At 77.0% G+C, this 926-nt stretch carries 2 protein-coding genes; both read right to left on the bottom strand.

Annotated elements, in window-relative coordinates; translation table 11 throughout:
- Positions 1–8 precede the first annotated feature (8 nt).
- Entirely contained in the window at positions 9–332 is a 324-nt protein-coding gene (locus tag AC2W7G_RS17240; protein ID WP_485869518.1) for a DUF3027 domain-containing protein, read from the bottom strand.
- Positions 221–802 carry a DUF3027 domain-containing protein gene (locus AC2W7G_RS17235; RefSeq protein WP_485869517.1) on the bottom strand — a complete coding sequence of 194 codons (582 nt, stop codon included), beginning with the start codon at positions 800–802 and terminating at the stop codon, positions 221–223. Before AC2W7G_RS17235 ends, AC2W7G_RS17240 begins: the two co-directional genes overlap by 112 nt.
- Positions 803–926 lie beyond the last annotated feature (124 nt).

Genomic DNA, 926 nt, shown 5'->3' with positions numbered 1-926 from the left:
GCCGGGCCTCAGCCGCTCGGGGCCGCGCTCAGTCGAGGTCGACGAGGTCGACGCCCACGGTGTCGAGCACCGGGTCGGGCAGCGTCTGCGCGGACGCGCTGCGCCGCACCGTCGCCCCGTGTGCGCGCCGCACCCGTGCGAGAGCGCCAGACCCGGCCGTCGTCGTTGGCCTGGCCGTTCGCGCACACGCCGAAGCGGTCCGACAGCGGGCCGGCCAGGCTCACCAGGAACCCGCATCCGCCGCACACGCCGGGCGCCTGCTGGGCCAGCGGGACGTCCGGACCCTGCTCGCCGGCGTACCACCGGTCGGCGGCCTGGTTGCGTCCCTCCAGGGACAGCACGACGCGGCGGCCGAGGCGACCTCGCGCGCGAAGTAGCGGTCGGGCGTCTGCTCCTCGCCGTCGCCGGCGGTCCAGGCCGGGACGAGGCGGACGTCGTCCTCCTCCGGCGGCAGCAGGTCACCGGGGCCGAGGTCGCCGGGACGGATGCGGTCCTTGTACGGCTTCCAGGCCGGCGCGACGATCGCCTCGTCGCCGGGCAGCAGGACGACGTCGTTGACCGTGACGTGGTCGCTGTCGGGGGCGCGGGTGACGTCGGCGGCCCAGTACCAGCCGCGGTAGCCCGGCAGCAGGCAGGCGAAGACGTGGGTGGCCAGCAGCGGGCCGGCGGGACGCACCTCGCGGTGCTCGCCCACCGCCGACGCCTCGGTGCCCTCGAGCACGGCGGCGCGGGCCACGTCGACGGCGGCGGAGAGCACGGCGTCGACGGACGCGTGGTCGGCGTTCGGTGCGGCGGAGGACATGGCTCGATTCTCCCCCAGGGACCATGACCAGCCCAAACCGGGGCGGGACACCGGCCGGGGGGCCGCGGCTGCGGCAGGATGGGCGCGTGCCCGACTCCCCCGACCCCGACGAGCCGCGCTGGCC

Source organism: Aeromicrobium sp. PFPM2_SD2 (assembly GCF_057364525.1).
Note: the sequence above shows the minus strand (reverse complement) of the source record. Positions and strands in the feature narration are given on the sequence as shown.

Coding starts and splice junctions, on each gene's coding strand:
- AC2W7G_RS17235 (WP_485869517.1), bottom strand. CDS start 802: ATGTCCTCCGCCGCACCGAACGCCGACCACGCGTCCGTCGACGCCGTG.